A 15,248-nucleotide genomic window follows, 5' to 3' on the forward strand; every position below is an offset into this window, starting at 1 on the left:
ATTTTATTACTGTTTTCTGTTATTTTTCTGGTGAATCTTCTTTTACTTTTTTCTGATAATCTTCTTCTAATTTTTCAAGTTTTTGAAAATAGACTTCTTTATCTGCAAATAGTTTCGGATTGTAAGCATCTCCTTCTTTTCGTTTTGAATGCAAGTCAAACTGACTTGCATGAGAAGTTACCCAAATATCAAAATTCACATTTTTCATAGCTTTAAATGTCTCGGCATAATCTTTCTGAATAGTCTGATAAGTTTTTACTTCAGAGAATTTTTTGTCATCAATAATGACTGAAGGCAAGTTGGCAATTAAAACTTTATACGTTTGGTTTTTATCTTTGGTTTCGAATAAAAAACTACACGATCCCTTTGTATGTCCCGGATGATGAAGTAAAGTGAGTGTCGTATTCCCGAGTTTTATTTTATCGTTGTTTTTCAACAGATAATCAGGAGTTACAGGTTTAAAAGTTACGCCGTATTTTCCCAGTTCGTAGTCTGATTTCCCGCCGCTTTTTAATTCTTCTGCATCTTTTTCGTCCACATACAATTTGGCGCCTGTTTCTTTTTTGATGTAGGCCATTGCTCCCATGTGGTCAAAATGAGCCTGTGTTAAAGTCAGAATTTTGATGTCCTTATAATTAAAACCAAGTTTTTTAATATTATCCTTGATCATTGGAAGTGAGCCTTCTAATCCTGTATTGATAAGGATATTTCCTTTATCGGTAACAATCAGGTAAGATGCCAGATCGTAAGTTCCGACATAATATAAATTGCCTGCAATTCTGAACGGCTCATAAGGTTTTGACCATTCTTCAGGGTTGTTTTTAGGCTCATTTACAGTCTGAGCGTTACTTACAAAAGATATAACTATTAAAAATGCAAGGATTATTCTATTCATTTATTTAGGATTTATTGGTAAATATTTTGAAGTTTATTTTCTGTTTAAAATAGCTTTTGGAAGCGGCACAAATTCATGCTCATCGCCTGGCACCAAAGGAAAAGCGTCATGATTTTGGTCATTCCAGTTCACTTTTGCTTCATCGATTAATTCTTTGTCTGAATTTACAAAATTCCAGAATATAAAACGCTCTTCGTCAAAAGGTTCTCCGCCGAAAAGATAAACCGTTCCATTTGCGCTCATGTCGAACTCACAAAGTTTGGTATCTTTTGCGATCATTAATTGTTTTGAACCGTAAGAATTTCCGTCTGTAGTAACGGTTCCGTCCAAAACATACATCGCAGCTTCACCGTAAAGATCTTTTCCGATACTTATTTTTTGAGCGGTTTTTGTTTTAATTTCAATGAAAAATAATTTACTGTGAACAGGAACGGGAGATTTTCTTCCAAAAGCTTCTCCTGCAATTAGTTTATATTGAATATCACCTTCTTCCCAAACCGGAATTTCATCCGCTTCAATATGATGAAAGGTAGGTTCTGATTGCTCTAAATGTTTCGGAAGACCAACCCAAATTTGGAAACCGTGAAGTTTTTTATCGGTATGTCTTAAATATTCCGGCGTTCTTTCTGAGTGTACGACGCCTTTTCCTGCGGTCATCCAGTTTACGGCTCCCGGCTTTATTTCAAGAGCGCTTCCGATGCTGTCTCTGTGGAAAATTGATCCTTCCAAAAGATAAGTTAAAGTTGAAAGTCCGATATGTGGATGAGGCGGAACATCAAGATTTTGATAATCTTTCAATTCAGAAGGTCCCATGTGATCGATAAAAACGAAGGGTCCGACAGCTCTTTTCTCACGGAAAGGCAATAATCTTCCCACCAAAAAGTTTCCTATATCTGCTGATTTTTCTTCTATAATAAGTCCGATGTTTGACATGATATGTAAAGTGATTTTTTATGTTCTTATCTCATTGCGAAGAGCTTTGCGACGTGGCAATCTAAATATTTATGAAGATGAGATTGCTTCGGCACTTCGTTTCTCGCAATGACGAAATGAGTGTATTATTTTTAATAACAGAGCTTATAAAGTTAGTAAAAAAAGAAATTACTGGAGTTTAACTGAAATTTAAATCTTGTTTAATCCGCCAAATATCCAAATCTTCCCAAATTATAATCTTCAAAAGCCTGCATAATTTCTTCTTTTGAATTCATTACAAAAGGGCCGTGTGGATAAATAGGTTCGTCTAAAGGCATTCCGCTGATGATTAATATAATTGAATCTTCAGATGCTTCAATGGTGAAATTTTCTCCTTCGTTTTGGAATAATACCAAATTATCTGTCGGTGCTTTTTCGGCTCCGTTTACGATGATACTTCCTTCAACGACTAAAGCTGCGGTATTAAAGTTTGCGGGGAAATTAAAGTCTGCTTTTCCTCCGGCTTTTAGCTTTGCATTCATCATGTGAACCGGACTGAAAGTAAAGGCAGGACCTTTTTGACCGTTATATTCTCCGGCAATAACTTCTATAAATCCGTTGTCGCCAAGATCTACTTTTTCCATATCAGAGTTTTTGATTGCCTGATATTTCGGGCAGCTCATTTTATATACTGAAGGAAGATTGACCCAAAGCTGAACCATCTGGAAAATTCCGCCGGTTTTTGCCCATTCGGTTTCGTGATATTCTTTGTGGAGAACGCCTTTTGCAGCGGTCATCCATTGCACATCGCCTTCACCGATAATTCCTCCACCTCCCGCGCTGTCGTGATGTTCAACTCTGCCTTGATAAGCTATGGTTATGGTTTCAAAACCTCTGTGAGGATGTACGCCGACACCTCTTGGTATTTCTGTTCCGTTAAAATGAAATTTTGAGTTATAATCGAGCATAATGAAAGGATCCATTCTCTTCATATCCAATCCCTGTACGCCCGGAATAAAATTATGCACCCTAAAACCGTCACCCACAAAATGCGCAGGTTTTGGAGATATTACCATTTCTACTTTTTTAGTTGCCATAATAATTGTTGATTTATAGAGACAAAATTATTAAAGTTAAAAATCAGATGCATTGATGTGTGATAAGTAGTTGGTTTGTTATGAAGTTAAGAGGCGCTAAAACGTGAGATATTGAAATACAATTTTTCTGAGCGTTATGACAAACCTCACAGGTTTTGAAAACCTGTGAGGTTTATTGTGTGGAAAGATTCGAGTCTAGATCCCTGTGGGATGACAAGCTTTGCGGGTACTCGAAATGTCAAATATTAGGCAAATACCCTAGCCCCGATTGACTCTCTCATTCATATTATAATTATGGAATCGTCGAAACTCGTTCCTCGTTTTGCAGCGAAAATCCTTTTTTGAAAAAAAAGATTGTAGTGGAAAGCGGGAAATAGCTTCAAAAAATATGTATAATTTTAATCTTCTTTCGATTTCATGTTTTTTCCATCTGAGACATGAAGTCTTCTGAAAACAAGTCCGGAAATGATGGTTAAAATTCCGACGGTAAGAAATGTATATCGGAAAGCGTTATGAATTTCTCCTTCAATTAAATCCGTGTTTTCATATAATTTTAAGACAATTAAACCAAATGCGATCCCGAAACCGATGGCAAGTTGTTGATTAACTGATATTAAAGAGTTTCCGCTGCTTGTCTGGAAATTTCGCAGATCTGCAATGGAGATTGTATTCATTGAGGTAAATTGAATCGAATTGAAGAATCCCAAAACCGCAATAATCGGGACAAACCAATATAAAGAGGTGTGAATATTCGGAATGGCCAGTAAGCAGATTAAAGTTCCGATGATGAAAGTGTTGACCATCAGTGTCTTTCGGTAACCGAATGTATCTAAAATTTTAATGACATAAGATTTTCCAAACATGGCGGTCAAAGCCATTGGCGCGATGATCCAGCCGGAAGTTACGGCAGATTGTTTATACGCGATCTGAATCATTAACGGTAATAGCAGTGGAATAGCGCTGATTCCTACTCTTGTCGCCAGGTTTCCTACAACGCCTACACGAAATGTTCTTACCTGAAAAAGATTTAACGGAAAAATAGGATTTCCGCCTCTTTTTGCGTGTCTGTAGTAATAATACATGAATAAAAATCCTAAAATAAATACCACCAAAACAGGCGTTGTATTTTGAAGATCTCCAAAAAGTTCTAACGAAATGGAAAGCAGGAGAGAAGCTGCCGCAAAGATCAAGAAGCCTTTAAGATCGAAATCGGGGGACTCGGATTTGTAATTGGGCATGTATTTGGCGCCTAAAATAATTCCGATCACTCCAAACGGGATATTAATTAAAAAAATCCAGTGCCATGAAAGATAATCTACCATGTAACCTCCGACCAAAGGGCCTAAAACAGGGCCAATCAATGCCGGTATAATGGCGAAATTCATTGCTTTTAATAATTCATTTTTATCGAAAGTTTTAATTAAAGCTAATTTTCCGACAGGAGTCATTAAACTTCCTCCAACACCCTGAATTACTCGTGCGATAACCAAATGGGTAAGGTTTTGCGAAATAGCACAAAAAAACGAACCCAAACTGAACAGTACTAATGAAAATATAAAAACTTTCCTCGTTCCAAAACGATCTGCCAAAAAGCCGCTTACCGGCATGAAAACCGCTAAAGTGAGAACGTAACTGATAATCGCGTTCTGCATATTAAGAGGAGATTCATGCAGATCTTTTGCAATCGATGGTAATGACGTATTCAAAATGGTGGAATCCAGCATCTGCATAAAAATCGCAGTGCCAAGAATTAGTGGAAGTATTTTTTTTATAGACGTTTGGGGTGAGCTTACTTCAGGCATTTGTTCAGGCTAGAATTTTATTTTTTTCTAGTAAATTATTGGGTTAAAAAAAACTGTATTTGGTACAGTCTTTTTCTTAGATTAAGAAATCTATATAAAATTAAAAAAGTCTTGCGATATTTCACAAGACTTTTTGATTTATTTTCTAGGTTTTTCTACTCCTTTCCACTCGTCACCGGCTTTTCTGTACTGGCTTAGTTCGTAAGTTTTGAAATCCTTTGTTTTGTATTCGATGTTATCGGTATTCTGCTCAAAAGGCATGATGTAGTAAAAATCTACGTCAGTTTTATCTGTTTTAGTTCCTTTTTTAACTGAAGGTACATATTTGGAGAATTTATAACTTGGAAGATATTGTTTCAATCTTGCATAGAAAGCTTTGTTTCCTTTCTCTTCAGGAATGATGTCTACAATATTGAAATCATCTTTTTTCTTGTCGATCCAAAGATAATAGGTTTTCTCTTCCTGAGTTTTTTTGTTCATAGAGTTGAAAGCAAATAATTCTTTTGGTACCAATTCCTTGATTTTTTCAGGATCTACTTTTGTGAAGTATTCTCCTTGAGACGGATCAACGTATGTTTCAAGATTTAACATTAAGACATTGTTGTTCTCGAAATTTTTGTTTTTAAAATATTGATTTAAAGATAATTCTGCTGTTGCTCTTAATTCTTTACCTCTTGCATCCAGTTTTTTTGTTGGGTTTTGAGGATTTACTTTTTTCACAAACTCATACAAAACCTTAGGCTTAACATCCTTAAGGTGTGGATACGTTTTTAGCTGTTCAGCTTTTGCAAGCCAATAGAATTGTTGATAATAATCATCCTTTTCATTATCCTTTACGCTTTTGTAAGTTAAAGCAAGTTTTTTTGAGTTAAGATATTTACCAAATTTACCCTGACCAAAGGTAAAAGTTATAGATAATAAAGCAAAAAAGATAGTAATGTTTCTTCTCATTTTTATAAAATTGATTTTTCGTTTTCCAAATATAATTATTTATTAGATACTATTTTGGATTGTCAGTTAAATTATATCAATTTATTATCGGTTTTTCAAAAGAAAATCCTGTATGGCTACAGGATTGATAAATTTTTATTTAGGAATTAGGATTCAGGGCTTGGGAATTAGGTTTTCCGCTTACTGTTTTAAACTTTATTTTTTCCTAAACCCTAAACCCTAAACCCTAAACCCTGATTCCTTTTATTCATACGAAGTTTCGTGAACCTTTACAGATCTTCCGCTCGGGTCATTCATTTTTTTGAAAGCTTCATCCCATTCCAGGGCAATTGGGCTTGAGCATGCAACAGATGGAACAGATGGTACTGTAGCAGCAGCCGTTTCACTCGGGAAATGTTCTTCAAAAATTGTTCTGTAACGATATTCTTCTTTGTTTTGAGGAGTGTTTAACGGAAATCTGAATTTCGCATTTGCCATCATTTCGTCAGAAACTTCTTTTTCCGCAACCTCTTTTAAGGTATCGATCCATGAATAGCCCACGCCGTCCGAAAACTGCTCTTTTTGTCTCCATGCAATAGATTCGGGAAGTAGATCTTCAAAGGCTTTTCTTAAAACCCATTTTTCAATTTTTCCTTCGGCAACGTTGATCATTTTATCTTTAGGATTCACTGCCATTGCAATATCCATGAATTCTTTATCTAAGAAAGGTACGCGGCCTTCAATTCCCCAGCTCATCAACGCTTTGTTGGCTCTCAGGCAATCGTAAAGGTGAAGTTTTCCTAATTTTCTTACCGTTTCATCATGGAATTCTTTTGCATTCGGAGCTTTATGAAAATATAAATATCCACCGAATAATTCATCGGAACCTTCACCGGAAAGCACCATTTTTATTCCCATTGACTTAATAACTCTAGCTAAAAGATACATCGGGGTAGAAGCTCTGATGGTTGTTACATCATAAGTTTCTAAGTGATAAATCACGTCACGAACCGCGTCCAGACCTTCCTGAACGGTAAAATTAACCTCGTGATGAACAGATCCTATATGTTCTGCAGCTTTTTTTGCAGCGATAAGATCGGGTGAACCTGCCAAACCTACAGCGAAACTGTGTAATCTGGGGTACCACGCCTCCTGAGTGTCGCCACTTTCAACTCTTTGTCTTGCAAATTTTGCAGTAATTGCAGAAATAACAGAGGAATCCAAACCTCCTGAAAGAAGTACTCCGTATGGAACATCACTCATTAATTGTCTGTGAACGGCATCCTCCAGCCCTTTTCTGATCTTCGAAATATCCGTTTCGTTATCTTTTACATGATCAAAACTTTCCCAGTCTCTTGTGTACCATTGCTGAAGTTCAGCTCCATCCGGACTGAAGACAAAATGTCTGGGTAAAAAAGTTTCGATGGTTTTGCAAACTCCTTCCAAAGCTTTTAGTTCAGAAGCTACATAATAGTTTCCGTTTTTGTCCCAACCTTGATATAATGGGCAGATTCCCATGTGGTCACGGGCAATCAGGTAAACATCATTTTCTATGTCATAAAGAGCAAAAGCAAAAATTCCACTTAGTTTTTCGATGAAATTTTTCCCGTATTTTCTATAAAGAGCTAAAATAACTTCGCAATCTGACTGCGTTTGAAATTCATAATCAGGAAATTCTTCCTTTAGTTCTCTATGGTTATAAATCTCTCCGTTTACTGCTAAAACTACGTTTCCGTCTTTAGTGAATAAAGGCTGCTTTCCTGAGGTAGGATCCACAATAGCAAGCCTTTCATGAGAGAAAACTACTTTCTCATTTTGAAATACGCCACTCCAGTCCGGACCTCTGTGACGGATTTTTTTTGACATTTCTAAAACTTGAGGTCTTAATATTTCGGTTTTTTGTTTTGCATCAAACAAGCATACGATTCCACACATTTTTTATCATTTATTTAAAGCAAAAATAGAATTGTAATTTAAAAATAGCAACAAAAAATACATTAATGTGAAAAATTTTAACTTATTAATTTGTTTAAGGGTAAAATATTAACTAAATCTGTTAATTATGGCGATTTTGATTAATATTTTTCACATCTAAATATTACATACGAAATAAAAATGAAATATTTATTAATCTATGTTAATTAATTATACGAATTTTTGCCCTTACTTTGTGGCTCGAAATAATTTTTTTTCATCATTTGTGTTTTTACCTTCTTGCAATCCCATTGCAAGAAGGTTTTGTTTTATTGAAACCCTAGTAAAACTCCGGATACATTCCATGAGCTGAAACTTGTTCCTTCTGTTGGTCCCTGAGGTATTTTTACCTGAATAGTGTGCTTTCCTGCTTTTAGATCTCCAATAGGAATGAAGTTAGGATTGGTAATTGTTCCCGGACACCAGTTTGATCTGCTTAAGTCTGATGATGAAAGCCCATCAGGGAAATTTCCCGATGCAGGATTGTAAAGTCGGTAAGATCCGCAATCTGATCTCCATGGAATAAAAGAAAATGCCATTTTGCCGTCAAGAAATATAGAATTGGCTTTAGGAACAAATTCGTCTCCGTTTTCCCAACCGCCGTGGCCTGTAGTTATATATCTCAGTTGCGCATTTTTCAAATCTTTCTGTAAGGTAAACTCTACAAAAAGCCCTTTGTCGTTATTGAACATGGTAGAATAATCCTGTCCGGCCATTTCCATAATGTTCAGTGTATTGAAAAGTGGAATGACCGTATTATTTTTATTCACAGCCTGATCGCTTTTGTGAATGGTAATTTCTAAACTCACTTTGTGACCACCTTTGTCGTAGTTACCGATAAAAGTACCGATCCAAAGTTCTTTTTCAGAAAGAGAAGGTTTCAGTTCGGTGATATCCTGACGGTAGGGCGTGATCGTTTGCCATGTTTTTCCTTTTAATTCGAGATGATTGAATTTTTGAGTTCCGAAAGCGGTGAAAAATCTCATCATTTCCATTGCAGGATTATAATTTTCAGTAGAAGTAATTCCGTAATACTGCTTTCCGTTGCCGTTGTCATAAAGCGGGAGTGTTTTTGCGCCTTTTTCTAATCCATCAAAGAAAGATTGTGACTTATCCTGTGGAATAAAGAAAACAGTTCCGGTTCTGTCGTAAGCGTCGCCGTTGGATTGTTGCTTCAATTCAGCAAAAATAAGTTCACCTTCCGAGATTTTAGGGAACTTAATTTTTTTAAGTATAATTGTTCCGTTAGCGAATCTTTTTATTTGTTCGTCTGATTTTGATTCATCTGAAAAATTAATAGTTTCATTTTCGAAAACTTTTAAAGTTGTGAATCTGCTTTTCCAAAGAAGGTCTTTATAACCTAATAAGTCTGTAGAGTTTATGGAACCTTTTACTAAAGTTTCAATATCAGTTTTCTTAATTTTTTTAATTGAATTGGCTGTTATTACGGAATTTTTATTTCGCTCAACTTCCAGCACCAATCCTAAACTTTGCCCTAAAGTTGATGGCCCGCCTTTGATTTTTAAATCATTCGTGTACCAAACTTCAATGGTGTTTGAATTGATTTTTGTCACTGCTTTTTTGCAATTATATCCAAGAATTTTTTTCGTTTCATTCGTAAATTCAAAAGTTTGTTTTCCTATGGATTCTGCATCAGAAGTTGAAATAATTTCGTTGGGCTTTAAAAATCCATAAGAAATAATCGTGTTTGATGGTTTTTCAATTTTCGTTATTTCAAAAGGGTAATTGCTTTTTTGTTCTCTGATTTTGTTATTTAGGATGAAATTTTCTTTTTCACTAGCCCAAACTAAAGTCGGAGTCTGATCAGTCAATACTTTTCCGTTATACGAACTGATGTATTGGATTTCGTATGTCTGAGCAAACGTTAAACAAAATAAAAAGAAGGTGAAAAAACTTGATAAAATTCTTTTGCACATAAAAGGTTAGGTTTCTCACAAAGATAAAATTTAGCTAACATAATATCAACTTTGCGGATTTTCAAAATAGCTTTTGGGTAATAGGTATGAAATGATAATGTGAAAGTTACAGCTCAATAAAAAATATTAATTTTTTAGGCAGATTTATAAAATTTTTATTTTTCAGATTTTAATGGGAAACAACAAAAAAACTACTCCAAAAATAGAGTAGTTTATATATTTGATAATGTTAAGCTAATTTTTAAGCAAGTCTCTCGATCAAAGCCATATAGAATCCGTCATAACCTTCGCTTGGCATTACTTTTTCATCTTTAACCATTTTGAAATCCGGATTGTTTTTCAGGAATTCTTCAACCTGCAAGTTGTTCTCAGAAGGTAGGATAGAGCATGTTGCATACACCATTTTCCCACCTTTTTTAAGGATTTTAGAATAATCCTGAAGAATTTGCTGTTGTTCTTTTTTAATTCTGTCGATAAAATCTTGGTCGATTTTCCACTTACTGTCAGGGTTTCTTTTCAAAACTCCCAAACCTGAACATGGTGCATCGATCAATAATCTGTCAGCTTTCTCATGAAGACGTTTGATTACTTTATTGTCAGCAATCATACGGGTTTCAATGTTGTGAGCTCCGGCTCTTTTTGCACGACGTTTTAGTTCAGCTAATTTCCATTCATAGATATCCAAAGCGATAATTTGCCCTTTATTACCCATCAAAGCAGCTAGGTGAAGTGTTTTTCCACCTGCACCTGCGCAAGCATCAACTACTCTTTGTCCTTCTTTTACATCAAGGAAATATCCGATTTTTTGTGAAGTAGCATCCTGAACTTCAAATAATCCGTCTTTAAATGCAGTTGTAAGAAAAACATTCTTTTTCTCTTCCAATTGTACTGCATCTGGATAATTTTTTACAGTATAAGAAACAATATTATCAGATTCCAGGTCAGAAATAAGCTCTCTTGGTGTAGTTTTTAAAGCATTCGCTCTTAAAACGGTAGGAGCGCGCTCGTTCAGAGCTTTCATTTCTTTTTCCCAAATTGGACCTAATTCTCTTTCTAAGGTTTCAACCAGCCATTCAGGAATAGAATATTCTATTGCTTTTGTCGGAACAGTTCCTTTTTTAAGCTTAGTGGTGATATCGGCGATTTTTATTCCTTCAAATTCTTCAAATCTTTTATAATTTGTTTTGCTCCAAAGTAAATATGCGATAATTAGTTTATAAATATTATCAGGTTTTACGCCTTCTCCCATATAATATTCCAGACGTTTTTTCCAACGGATAATATTATAGAAAATCTCAGAAACAACGGCTCTGTCCTGGCTTCCCCATTTTCTGTGAGCTTTTAAAAGTCTTTCGATTACTTTATCGGCGTATTTATTTTTCTCGAAAAATGTTTCTTGTAAAGCATCGTGAATTCCGATCGCTAAGTTTCTGTGAATAAGTTCCATAAATTGCTTCTCCTGTTTTGAATCTGCAAAAATACGAAAATTATAAACGTTATTAGTTATGATTTATAAGTTATGAATGATGAGTTTTTCACGACACAATAACTTACCTCTCCCAGCTTCAAGCTTCCATATGATTAATTATAAAATTTTAACTTTGCAAAAATTAAAAAATATGAGTGATACTGTACTTTGCCCGAAATGTGGTTCCGAATTTACTTATCCAAGCGATAACATGACGGTTTGTTCTCAATGTTTCTACGAATGGAATGCCGAAGAAGCAGCTTCTGAAGCTTCAAACGAGGGAAAAATCCTTGATGCTAACGGAAATGAGTTACAAGACGGAGATTCTGTAGTTGTAGTTAAAGATCTTCCCGTAAAAGGAGCTCCGAAACCGGTAAAAGCAGGAACTAAAGTGAAAAATATTCGCTTAAGACCAGACAGCGACCATAATATTGATTGTAAAATTGATGGCTTCGGTTCTATGGCTTTGAAATCTGAGTTTGTAAAGAAAGCGTAATTACGCTGTAAGCAATAGGTTTTAGGCAGTAAGCTTTTCCATGTTTGCTGCCTAAATTCCATAAAAAAAAGGAAAGAATTGGACAGTGTTATCTTTCGAAGACTTGATTGCAGAATCTGCTAATGTCCGTCTAATGGATGAAAGAGAATTAACCAAAAATTTCCTTATGCTGTGGTGCTACAAATCTAAGAAAAAGATTGATAGATTGTGATTTTTTTTATCCACAAATTGACAATAACTGTTAGTAAATGTGGTGATTATGTTTTTTTTAGAAGCTGTTTGACTACGTCGAACAACTAATATTTATTTGATTATTTGAAGCTGTTTCCAGCTATCCACTCATACTCCTCGCGCCAGCGCACGCCAGCGCTCAAACCTTCCCACACTCCAACCCTTACTGCGGGGTAACCGTTCCTATCTGGGCTAGGGTGGTAGTCGTTTTCTCAAATTTTGTCATTGCGAGGAGCGAAGCGACGAAGCAATCTCTTAATAATCTTAACCTCTTAACAAAAATCTTAATGGTTAAATTTTAAAACATCTAAAATGATAATTGACTGTTATATTTAATCAAAAGAAATTTGAACAGTATTTTCCTGCTTTCCATCAGTATAAACAACAAGTTCCTTATCCTTCATTTTCAACTTATTCCAATAATGATTTCCTGCAAATCTGCTTTCTAAAACTTCTGCTTCAAAACCATTTTCTGAAATCGTAATTTCATGCGGATAATAAGAAAATTTAGAAATTTTTAAATCTGAAATCTCATTTTCACTGAAAATATTTACTTCTCCAAAAAGCTTTGCAACATAAGTGTTATAAGGATTTTTGTAGGTTTCTTCCGGACTTTCATTCTGAATTAATCTTCCTTCCTGAAGAATAACGATCTGGTCAAGCCAAGGCATGATATCCTGTAATTCGTGGGTAGAAATAATCAGAGAAATATTGTGTTCTTTCACATATCTGAAAAGTTTTTCACGAAGCTCAATTTTTCTCGGAAAATCCAGATTACTGAACGGTTCATCTAAAATTAAAAGCTTGGGAAGTACAGAAAGTGCTCTTGCAATAGCCACTCTCTGCTGTTGACCGCCACTTAAATATTTAGGTAAAATAGTTGCGAATTCTTCCAATCCAACAACTTCCAGAAGTTCGGTTACGGTTTCTTTTTTCTTTTTCAGATCAATATTAGAAATAAATTTTCCCACATTATCAGCCACGGTGGAATAAGGCATCAGATCAAAATTCTGAGCTACAAATTTCATTTCAGCTTCTCCGGGAACTAAGTTTCCTTTTGGCCCGAAAAGTTTGGCTCCGTTAAAAATAATTTCGCCGCTTTCCCAGTCGAGAAGTCCGTAAATCAAGTTTAATAATGTAGATTTTCCACAACCGCTTTCCCCCGCCAATGCGATGATCTTACCTTCTTCAAACTTGATGTTGAGGTTCTGAAACAGCGGTTTGTCTTTGGTATGTGAGAAGTATAAATTGTTTATTTCTAATAGCATATTACAAATGTAGCGATTTTAGGAAAAAATAAAATATTTTATTATATTTACAGTTACAATAAAAATAGATCAAAAATGAGAAAAAAACTGTTTTCGTTAGCTATTCCTGCTCTTTTTACTGCGGTTGTAGTGGTTTCTTGTAATAAAGACAAACCTCTTACAAGCGAAAGTAATGAAGTTGCAACAACTAAGGACGGTAGTCAGTTTACATTGGATACTTTAAACAGTAAAGTGGAGTGGAAAGGATATAAAGTTTTTAAATCTGAAAATACAAGCCATTTCGGAACCATTAAGTTTGAAAGCGGAGACGTTACAGTAAAGGACGGAAAACTTGAAAGCGGAAAATTCGTTGCTGATATGAATTCTTTAACATCAGTTGATTTAAAAGACGATGCTGAGCAGTTAGAAAAATTAAACGGTCATTTGAAAAGCGGAGATTTCTTCGAAGTAGAAAAATTCCCGACAGCTTCTTATGAAATTACAAAAGTTACTCCGGCCGCAGAAGGTGATTACAACACATTGCTAGACGGTAACTTAACAATTAAAGGAATTACAAAACCAACTCAGTTTAAAGCCAATGTTTCTGTAAAAGACGGAGTAGTGAGCGTTGCAACTGAGCCTAAGGATATTAAAAGAGAAGAGTTTGGCGTGAAATTCCAGGCTCCTGCTGAAAACGGGGTTATTAAAGATGAGGTAACTCTTCAGATCAACGTTAAAGCTTTAGAAAAAAAATAATTTTTTTATTTAAGTGAAATAAGTGATTGAAGTCTGCCTCCGAAAAGAGGCAGATTTTTTTGTTTCAAATAAATTATTAAACTTAAAAACCGTATTTTTGCAAAACATTTTTGAAAGTGTAGAATAATGATAGAAAAGATAGAAGAACTACTTGTTGAAGTAAACGGCTTTAATGCTACATCTAGAGAGGAGATAGAGAACTTCCGAATTAAGTACAATGGTAAAAAAGGTGTTCTGAATGATTTTTTTGAAAAATTTAAGGAAGTACCGAACGACCAGAAGAAAGAATTTGGACAAAAGATCAATACTCTAAAGCAGGCTGTTGCTGTAAAATTGGAAGATTTGAAAACATCGTCTGAATCTTCTATTATCTTAGAAAAAGAAGATCTTACAAGACCTGCTTTTCCATTGGATCTGGGTTCAAGACACCCGATTAATGTGGTGAAGAACAGAATTATTGAGATTTTTAAATCTATCGGTTTTGCTGTTGCAGACGGACCGGAAATTGAAGACGACTGGCACAACTTTACAGCCCTGAATCTTCCTGAATACCATCCGGCAAGAGACATGCAGGATACTTTCTTTATTGAGCAAAATCCGGATCTTTTGTTGAGAACACATACTTCTTCTGTACAGATTCGTTATATGGAAGAAAATCAGCCGCCGATCAGAATTTTATCGCCGGGAAGAGTATTCAGAAATGAAGCAATTTCTTCACGTTCACACTGTATTTTCCACCAGATCGAAGGTTTGTATATTGACGAGAACGTAAGTTTTGCAGATATGAAACAAACGATCCAGTTCTTTACAACTGAGCTTTTCGGTAAGTCTAAAATCAGAATGAGACCTTCTTATTTCCCGTTCACTGAGCCAAGTGCTGAGATTGATGTATATTGGGGATTAAACTCTGAAACTGACTACAGAATTACGAAAGGAACAGGCTGGTTAGAAATCATGGGTTGCGGAATGGTAGATCCTGCCGTCCTTAAAAATGTAAACATTGATTCTGAAAAATATTCAGGTTATGCTTTTGGAATGGGTATTGAAAGAATTACAATGCTTCTTTACCAAATGAGTGACATCAGAATGTTCTTCGAAAATGATATCCGAACGTTAGAACAGTTTAAAACTTTATAATAAAAATCAAGCCTCCGAAAACTTCGGAGGCTTTTTTTATAGAAAAATATCTATAATCTTCCCGATATATATCTAGGGTATTTAAAACAATCATATACTGGATGTTGGTATCTTTGTATAAACAAAATGAAAAAAAGTTATTTCTTTTTACACAAATGAATGATAACAAAACCTCCGAAAATTTCCGGAGGTTTTTTTGTTTTTAATTACTGACCTTAGAAACAAAACATAATTAAAAACTGATTATTGAAAAACTTATACAGTACTTATTATTCTTAAAAGATGCTTCAACTCCGCTCCACATGATATTGGTTCGGTATAATACATCATTAAACAGCTCGTATTAAAGATGGTATTAAGCCTGTC

12 protein-coding genes are annotated in these 15,248 nt (G+C 35.0%); 3 read left to right on the plus strand and 9 right to left on the minus strand.

The genetic code is table 11. From position 1 onward, the window contains the following. Positions 1-19 precede the first annotated feature (19 nt). The 8 genes from bla to BT156_RS09575 all read right to left on the minus strand — a co-directional run bounded on the left by bla (position 20) and on the right by BT156_RS09575 (position 10,994). Positions 20-895, minus strand: a complete 876-nt coding sequence (gene bla, locus BT156_RS09540; RefSeq protein WP_072409530.1) for a subclass B3 metallo-beta-lactamase — start codon at positions 893-895, stop codon at positions 20-22. A gap of 33 nt (positions 896-928) precedes the next feature. Continuing rightward, the gene (locus BT156_RS09545; RefSeq protein WP_072409532.1) at positions 929-1,828 is read right to left on the minus strand and encodes a pirin family protein; all 900 of its coding nucleotides are present in this window, start codon (positions 1,826-1,828) and stop codon (positions 929-931) included. Positions 1,829-2,028: 200 nt separating this feature from the next. Continuing rightward, positions 2,029-2,904: a pirin family protein gene (locus BT156_RS09550; RefSeq protein ID WP_072409534.1), complete on the minus strand. Its 876-nt coding sequence runs from the start codon at positions 2,902-2,904 to the stop codon at positions 2,029-2,031. A gap of 398 nt (positions 2,905-3,302) precedes the next feature. After that, the gene (locus tag BT156_RS09555) at positions 3,303-4,706 is read right to left on the minus strand and encodes an MFS transporter (RefSeq protein WP_072409536.1); all 1,404 of its coding nucleotides are present in this window, start codon (positions 4,704-4,706) and stop codon (positions 3,303-3,305) included. 138 nt (positions 4,707-4,844) lie between these two features. Further along, entirely contained in the window at positions 4,845-5,657 is an 813-nt protein-coding gene (locus tag BT156_RS09560; RefSeq protein WP_072409539.1) for a hypothetical protein, read from the minus strand. 243 nt (positions 5,658-5,900) lie between these two features. Then, positions 5,901-7,571 carry an asparagine synthase B gene (gene asnB / locus BT156_RS09565; RefSeq protein ID WP_072409541.1) on the minus strand — a complete coding sequence of 557 codons (1,671 nt, stop codon included), beginning with the start codon at positions 7,569-7,571 and terminating at the stop codon, positions 5,901-5,903. A gap of 308 nt (positions 7,572-7,879) precedes the next feature. Next, complete coding sequence (locus BT156_RS09570) at positions 7,880-9,547, minus strand: GLPGLI family protein (RefSeq protein WP_072409542.1); 1,668 nt, start codon at positions 9,545-9,547, stop codon at positions 7,880-7,882. Between the two features lie 241 nt (positions 9,548-9,788). Continuing rightward, positions 9,789-10,994, minus strand: coding sequence for an RsmB/NOP family class I SAM-dependent RNA methyltransferase (locus BT156_RS09575; RefSeq protein WP_072409544.1), 1,206 nt, complete (start codon positions 10,992-10,994; stop codon positions 9,789-9,791). Between the two features lie 172 nt (positions 10,995-11,166). On the opposite strand from BT156_RS09575, the gene BT156_RS09580 reads away from it, so the two are divergent. Next, positions 11,167-11,511 (plus strand): zinc ribbon domain-containing protein YjdM, encoded by a 345-nt coding sequence (locus BT156_RS09580; protein ID WP_072409546.1) that lies wholly within the window; start codon positions 11,167-11,169, stop codon positions 11,509-11,511. Between the two features lie 563 nt (positions 11,512-12,074). Here the strand turns inward: BT156_RS09580 and BT156_RS09585 are convergent. Continuing rightward, on the minus strand, positions 12,075-13,010 hold the full coding sequence (locus BT156_RS09585) for a sulfate/molybdate ABC transporter ATP-binding protein (protein WP_072409548.1): 936 nt from the start codon (positions 13,008-13,010) through the stop codon (positions 12,075-12,077). A 75-nt stretch (positions 13,011-13,085) separates the two neighbouring features. On the opposite strand from BT156_RS09585, the gene BT156_RS09590 reads away from it, so the two are divergent. Next, positions 13,086-13,745: a YceI family protein gene (locus tag BT156_RS09590; RefSeq protein ID WP_072409550.1), complete on the plus strand. Its 660-nt coding sequence runs from the start codon at positions 13,086-13,088 to the stop codon at positions 13,743-13,745. Positions 13,746-13,871: 126 nt separating this feature from the next. Further along, positions 13,872-14,882: a phenylalanine--tRNA ligase subunit alpha gene (gene pheS / locus BT156_RS09595; RefSeq protein WP_054511197.1), complete on the plus strand. Its 1,011-nt coding sequence runs from the start codon at positions 13,872-13,874 to the stop codon at positions 14,880-14,882. Positions 14,883-15,248 lie beyond the last annotated feature (366 nt).

Source organism: Chryseobacterium limigenitum (assembly GCF_900114875.1).
GTDB classification, from domain to species: Bacteria; Bacteroidota; Bacteroidia; order Flavobacteriales; family Weeksellaceae; genus Chryseobacterium; species Chryseobacterium limigenitum.

What these genes read in the sequence shown, in the direction of transcription:
- bla (WP_072409530.1), bottom strand. Translation starts at nt 895, where the DNA reads ATGAATAGAATAATCCTTGCATTTTTAATAGTTATATCTTTTGTAAGT.
- BT156_RS09545 (WP_072409532.1), bottom strand. Translation starts at nt 1,828, where the DNA reads ATGTCAAACATCGGACTTATTATAGAAGAAAAATCAGCAGATATAGGA.
- BT156_RS09550 (WP_072409534.1), bottom strand. Translation starts at nt 2,904, where the DNA reads ATGGCAACTAAAAAAGTAGAAATGGTAATATCTCCAAAACCTGCGCAT.
- BT156_RS09555 (WP_072409536.1), bottom strand. Translation starts at nt 4,706, where the DNA reads ATGCCTGAAGTAAGCTCACCCCAAACGTCTATAAAAAAAATACTTCCA.
- BT156_RS09560 (WP_072409539.1), bottom strand. Translation starts at nt 5,657, where the DNA reads ATGAGAAGAAACATTACTATCTTTTTTGCTTTATTATCTATAACTTTT.
- asnB (WP_072409541.1), bottom strand. Translation starts at nt 7,571, where the DNA reads ATGTGTGGAATCGTATGCTTGTTTGATGCAAAACAAAAAACCGAAATA.
- BT156_RS09570 (WP_072409542.1), bottom strand. Translation starts at nt 9,547, where the DNA reads ATGTGCAAAAGAATTTTATCAAGTTTTTTCACCTTCTTTTTATTTTGT.
- BT156_RS09575 (WP_072409544.1), bottom strand. Translation starts at nt 10,994, where the DNA reads ATGGAACTTATTCACAGAAACTTAGCGATCGGAATTCACGATGCTTTA.
- BT156_RS09580 (WP_072409546.1), top strand. Translation starts at nt 11,167, where the DNA reads ATGAGTGATACTGTACTTTGCCCGAAATGTGGTTCCGAATTTACTTAT.
- BT156_RS09585 (WP_072409548.1), bottom strand. Translation starts at nt 13,010, where the DNA reads ATGCTATTAGAAATAAACAATTTATACTTCTCACATACCAAAGACAAA.
- BT156_RS09590 (WP_072409550.1), top strand. Translation starts at nt 13,086, where the DNA reads ATGAGAAAAAAACTGTTTTCGTTAGCTATTCCTGCTCTTTTTACTGCG.
- pheS (WP_054511197.1), top strand. Translation starts at nt 13,872, where the DNA reads ATGATAGAAAAGATAGAAGAACTACTTGTTGAAGTAAACGGCTTTAAT.